The organism is Streptomyces sp. JK94 (assembly GCF_053613315.1).
The window spans coordinates 1-6,412 of the sequence record NZ_JBSICH010000070.1; the positions used below are offsets into that span (position 1 = coordinate 1).

At 72.8% G+C, this 6,412-nt stretch carries 1 protein-coding gene; it reads left to right on the forward strand.

Annotated features, from left to right (window positions below; all coding sequences use genetic code 11):
• The coding region (locus tag ACVV2G_RS33025; protein ID WP_453846453.1) for an amino acid adenylation domain-containing protein at positions 1–6,412 on the forward strand (6,412 nt) is incomplete at both ends.

The following is a 6,412-nucleotide window of genomic DNA, read 5'->3' on the forward strand; positions in this document are numbered from 1 at the left end:
GCGGCTTCCGCATCGAACCCGCCGAAACCCGCGCCACCCTCCAACAACACCCCCACATCCGCCACAACACCGTCATCGTCCGCGAAGACCACCCCGGCGACAAAACCCTCGTCGCCTACGTCGTTCCCCATGACCGGATCGACCTGTCCGAACTGCGTCGTCACGCGGCGGACCACCTCCCCGAGCATCTGCGGCCCAGCGCCTACGTGGTGCTCGACTCGCTCCCGCTGACGGCCACGGGGAAACTCGACCGCGCGGCTCTGCCGGCCCCCGAACAGGGCGAGGCGGGCGGCGGCCGGGCGCGTACCGCGCGGGAGGAGATTCTGTGCGGCCTGTTCGCCGAGGTGCTCGGGCTCACGACCGTGAGCCGCGAGGACGACTTCTTCGACCTGGGCGGGCACTCCCTGCTCGCGGCCAAGCTCGCGAACCGCATCAGGGCCGTGCTCCGCTGCGAGCTCGGCATCCGTGAGCTGTTCGCCCACCGGACGCCCGCGGCCCTGGACGCGGTTCTCGGCTCGGCCGCCGGGGCACGGCCCGCGCTGGTGGCCGCAGAGCGCCCGGAACGGCTGCCGCTGTCGCCCGCGCAGACCCGGCTGTGGCTCCTCGACCAGGCTGAGGGGGGCTCACGCACGTACAACGTGCAGTACGCCGTCGAGGTCGCGGGCCCGGTGGACCGCGCGGCCCTGCGGGCCGCGGTCGTCGACACGGCGGTCCGGCACGAGGCCCTGCGCACGGTGTACCCGTCGGCGGACGGCATCCCCTACCAGCACGTCCTGTCCGAGCCGGAGCTGGCGGGCGTCTTCGAGGCCGCCGACGTCCCGCCCGGTGACGTCTCCTGCGCCGTCGCGGCGGAGTCCGGGCACGTCTTCGACCTGTCCGGCGAACCGCTGCTGCGCGTGCGGCTGCTGAGCACCGGCGAGCAGCGGCACGTGCTGCTGGTGACGGTCCATCACATCGCCGCCGACGGCTGGTCGCTGCGCCCCCTCTTCGACGACGTGGCCGTCGCCTACGCGGCCCGCCTCGCCGCGCAAACCCCGCAGTGGCACCCGCTACCGGTGCAGTACGCCGACTACACCCTGTGGCAGCGCGACCTGCTGGGCGGGACGGACCGACGGGACTCGGTGGCATCCCGGCAGCTCGACTACTGGCGGAGACAGCTGGCCGACGCACCGGCGGGCCTCGACCTGCCGGCCGACCGGCCGCGTCCCGCCCGTCCGAGCCATCGCGGCGAGTCGCTTCCGGTGCGGGTGGGCGGCGACGTCCGTTCGGCGATCTCGGACGTGGCCCGGGCCCACCGGGTCACCCCCTTCATGGTCGTGCAGGCCGCCTTCGCGGCGCTGCTGACCCGGCTCGGCGCGGGCACCGACATCCCTCTCGGCACGCCGGTCGCGGGCCGCACCGACGAAGCCCTCGACGACCTGGTCGGCTTCTTCGTCAACACCCTCGTCCTGCGCACGGACACCAGCGGCGACCCCACCTTCGCCGACCTCCTGGCCCGCGTACGCGACACCGACCTCGCCGCCTACGACCACCAGGACCTCCCCTTCGACCGGCTCGTCCAGGAGCTCAACCCGGCCCGGGGAACCGATCGCCATCCGCTGTTCCAGGTCATGGTCGTCGTGCAGAACACCTCGGAGGTGGCGGCGGAACTCCAGGGCACCCGCTGCACCGCGGTCCCGGTCCCGAACCCGGTGGCCAAGTTCGACCTGACCCTGTCCCTGCGCGACGGGGACGAAGGGGATGCCGGGGGCGATGCCCTGACCGGCTACCTCGAATACGCCACCGACCTCTTCGACCGCGGGACCGCGGAGCGGATCGTGCGGCGGTTCGACCGCCTGCTGGCCGCCCTGGCGCAGCGGCCGGAACTGCCGATCGGCGCCCACGACGTCATGGACGCGAGCGAGCGGCAGGCGGTGTCCGTGGACTGGACGGGCGCCCCCCGCGACCGGCTCTGCCCGCCCGTGCACGACGTCGTCGCCCACCGCGCCGCCATTGCCCCGGACTCGACGGCACTGGTCTGCGGTCCGCGCCGGGTGACGTACGGGCAACTGGTGGATCGCGCCCGCCGGCTGGCCCATCACCTCGTGGCACGCGGAGTGCGGCCCGGAGACGTGGTGGGCGTGCTGCTCGACCGGAACGAGGAGTTGGCCGTCGCCGTGCTCGGCGTGCTGACCGCGGGCGCCGGGTACACCGTGCTGGACCCCCGGTTCCCCGCGGTGCGGCTCGGCGAGGACCTCGAGCGGACCGGCGCGCCGGTCGTGATCACTTCCCGTGATCTCGCCGGGCTGGTGCCGTCCACCCCGCCGGTCCTGGTGGACGCCGAAGCCGCCGCGATCGCGGCCCGGCCGCGGCACGCCCTTGAGGTGAGCGTGTCGCCCGGGGACGTCGCGTGCGTGATGTTCACGTCGGGCTCGACCGGGACGCCGAAGGGCGTCGTCACCCCGCACCGGGCGCTGACCGGCACCCTTCTCGACCAGCCCTTCGCGGACACCGGCGCGCACTCGGTCTGGCTCCAGTGCTCCCCGGTCTCCTGGGACGCCTTCGCGCTGGAGCTGTTCGGTCCGCTGCTGCACGGCTCCACGTGCGTGCTGCAACCCGGACACCTCACCGACCCCGCCGCCGTCGCACGGTCGCTGACCGAGCACGGCGTAACGACGGCGCACTTCTCGGCGAGCCTGCTCAACCACCTCGTCGACGAGCACCCCGACGCGCTCACCCCTCTCACCCACCTGCTGACCGGTGGCGAGGCGGCCTCCGTGCCGCACGTGCGGGCCCTCCTGCGGCGCCACCCCGGCATCCGCCTCGTCAACGGCTACTCACCGGTGGAGAACACGGTCTTCACCCTCACCCACGCCATCACGTCCAAGGACGCGCCCGTCCCGGTCGGCACGCCGATCGCCGGCAAGCGGACATGGATCCTCGGTCCCGACCTGCGCCCGGTTCCGGTGGGCGTGCCGGGCGAGATCCACATGGGCGGGCCCGGCCTGGCCCACGGCTACGTCGGGCAGCCGGCGCTCACCGCGCAGCGGTTCGTGGCGGCGCCCGGCGGCGAACGCATGTACCGCACCGGCGACCTGGGCCGCTGGCGTGCCGACGGATCCGTCGAGTACCTCGGGCGGTCCGACGACCAGGTCAAGGTGCGCGGCTTCCGCGTCGAACCGTCGGCCGTCCAGGCTCTCGTCACCACTCATCCCCGGGTGCGGCGCTGTGCCGTCATCGCCCGGGACGACCGGCTGGTGGCCTACCTCGTGCCCGATGGCGAACTCGACCTCGCGGACCTGCGCGCGTTCATCGCCGAGCGGCAGCCCGAGCATCTGCGACCGAACAGCTACGTGCTCCTGGACGAGATCCCCCTCACCCCGAACGGCAAGCTCGACCGTGCCGCCCTGCCGGCTCCCGGGAGCCCGGACGGCGCGTCCGGCCGCGCTCCCCGCACGTCGCGCGAGCAGATCCTGTGCGGCGTGTTCGCCGAGGTACTCGGCACCGACACGATCAGCCCGGACGACGACTTCTTCGCGTGCGGCGGGCATTCCCTGCTGGCGGCGAAGCTCGCCAACCGGGTGCGGGCGACCCTGGACGCCGAGGTGGAACTGCGGGACGTCTTCGCCTGCCCCACACCGGCCGCGCTGGCCACCGTGCTCGACACCGCAGGCAGGGCCCGGCCCGCACTGACCGCCGCGTACCGCACGGAGCCCGTCCTGTCGGCCGCGCAGTTCCGGTTGTGGTTCCTCGACCGGCTGCACGGCGCGAGCGCCGCCTACAACGTCAGCCACACCTTGGAGCTGGAGGGGCCTCTGGACCTGGAGGCCCTGCGGGCGGCCCTGGCGGACGTGGTCGCCCGGCACGAGGCGCTGCGGACCACGTACCCCTCGGTCGACGGTGTGCCGGTCCCACGCGTCCAACGGCCGGAAACGGTAAGGCCAGACGTGCCGTGTCGCACGGTGGCGGAGACGGAGGTCGCCGACGCGGTAGCCGAGGACGCCCGCCACGCGTTCGACCTGGCCGGAGAACTCCCCCTGCGCACGACGGTGCTGCGGGTCGGGCCGCGATCCCACGTCCTGGTCCTCGTGGTGCACCACATCGCGGCCGACGGCTGGTCCATGCGGCCCCTGCTCCACGACCTCGCCGACGCCTACGCGGCGCGCCGCGACGGCACCGCGCCGACATGGGCCCCCCTGCCGGTCCGGTACACGGACTACAGCGACTGGCAACGGCGGCTGCTCGGCGACCCGGACGACGCGGATTCCCTGATGGCGCGGCAACTGCGCTACTGGGAGGAGGCGTTGTCCGGATCACCGCAGGAGACCCCCCTGCCCGCCGACCGAGCCCGTACCGGTCGGGCCGGCGGGCGCGGCGACACCGTCGGCATCACCCTCGACGCACGGCTGCACAGCGAACTGGCCGAGCTGGCGCGGGCGCACGGCGTCACCCTGTTCATGGTGCTGCACGCGGCGCTCGCGGCGCTGCTGACCCGGCTCGGCGCGGGCACCGACATCCCTCTCGGCACGCCGGTCGCGGGCCGCACCGACGAAGCCCTCGACGACCTGGTCGGCTTCTTCGTCAACACCCTCGTCCTGCGCACGGACACCAGCGGCGACCCCACCTTCACCGACCTCCTGGCCCGCGTACGCGACACCGACCTCGCCGCCTACGACCACCAGGACCTCCCCTTCGACCGATTGGTGGAGCACCTCAATCCACCGCGCGTCGAGCACCGGCACCCGTTGTTCCAGATCATGCTGGCGGTGCAGAACAACGCCGCCGCGACCCCGCACCTGCCCGGGCTGCGCACGACGGTCACCCCCGCGGGGACGGGCACCGCCAAGTTCGACCTGGTGGTGAGCCTGGACGAGAAGCACGACGAGCGGGGCCGGCCGGCGGGCGTCGACGGGCGTGTCGAGTTCGCCACGGACCTGTTCGACCGCGAGACGGTAGAGGCGCTCGCGCACCGCCTGACCGGGGTGCTGGGGCAGGTGTCCGCGGCGCCGGAGACGACCGTCCACGCGCTCGACGTGCTGACGGCGGAAGAGCGCGAACTCCTGCTCGGGAAGTGGGCCGGCGATCGTCCGGCCGGCGTCGACCGGTGCGTGCACGAGGTCGTGGCCGACCACGCGGCCACCCGACCCGACGCCACCGCGCTGGTCCTCGGGACGCGACGGCACAGCTACGGGGAACTGGATCGCAGGGCCAACCGGCTCGCCCGGTCGCTGGCGGCCCGCGGTGTGGGGCCGGGTCGGATCGCGGCGGTCCTGCTCGGTCGGGGTGTGCGTCTCGTCGAGAGCGTCCTGGCCGTCCTGAAGACCGGGGCGAGCTACTCGCTGCTCGATCCGGGGTTCCCGGGCGGCCGGATCACCGCCCTGCTCGACGCGACCGACGCGGCAGTGGTGATCACCGACGCCGAGGGGGCGGAACACCTCGGCCCGGGTCGTACCGTGGTCGACGTCGATACGGAGGAGGCCGGGCTGCCGGACTCGCCGCCGGATGCCACGGTCACGCCGGACGATCCGGCGTGTGTGATGTTCACGTCGGGTTCGACGGGCGAGCCCAAGGGCGTCGTCACCCCTCACAAGGCCCTGACCACGACCCTGATGGGACAGACCTTCACCGACTTCGGCCCCGGACAGGTCTGGCTCCAGTGCTCACCGGTCGCCTGGGACGCCTTCGCCCTGGAACTCTTCGGTCCGTTGCTGCACGGGGCGACGTGCGTCCTGCACCCCGGTCACACCACCGATCCCACCGTCATCGCCCAACTGCTCACCGAACACCCCGTCACCACCGCACACTTCTCCGCCAGCCTCCTCAACCACCTCATCGACGAACACCCCCAAGCCCTCACCTCCCTCACCTCCCTCACCCACATCCTCACCGGCGGCGAACCCGCCTCCCCCACCCACACCCGCCAACTCCTCACCCACCAACCCCACCTCCACCTCCTCAACGGCTACTCCCCCGTCGAGAACACCATCTTCACCCTCACCCACCCCATCACCCCCACCGACACCCACCGCCCCACCATCCCCGTCGGACGCCCCCTCCACAACAAAACCGTCTACATCCTCGACCCCCACCTCAACCCCGTCCCCATCGGCGTCCCCGGCGACATCCACATGGCAGGACCCGGCCTCGCCCACGGCTACCTCCACCGACCCGCCCTCACCGCCGAACGCTTCATCGCCAACCCCCACCGACCCGGCACCCGCATGTACCGCACCGGCGACCTCGGCCGCTGGAACCCCGACGGCACCATCGAATACCTCGGCCGCACCGACGAACAAACCAAAATCCGCGGCTTCCGCATCGAACCCGCCGAAACCCGCGCCACCCTCCAACAACACCCCCACATCCGCCACAACACCGTCATCGTCCGCGAAGACCACCCCGGCGACAAAACCCTCGTCGCCTACGTCGTTCC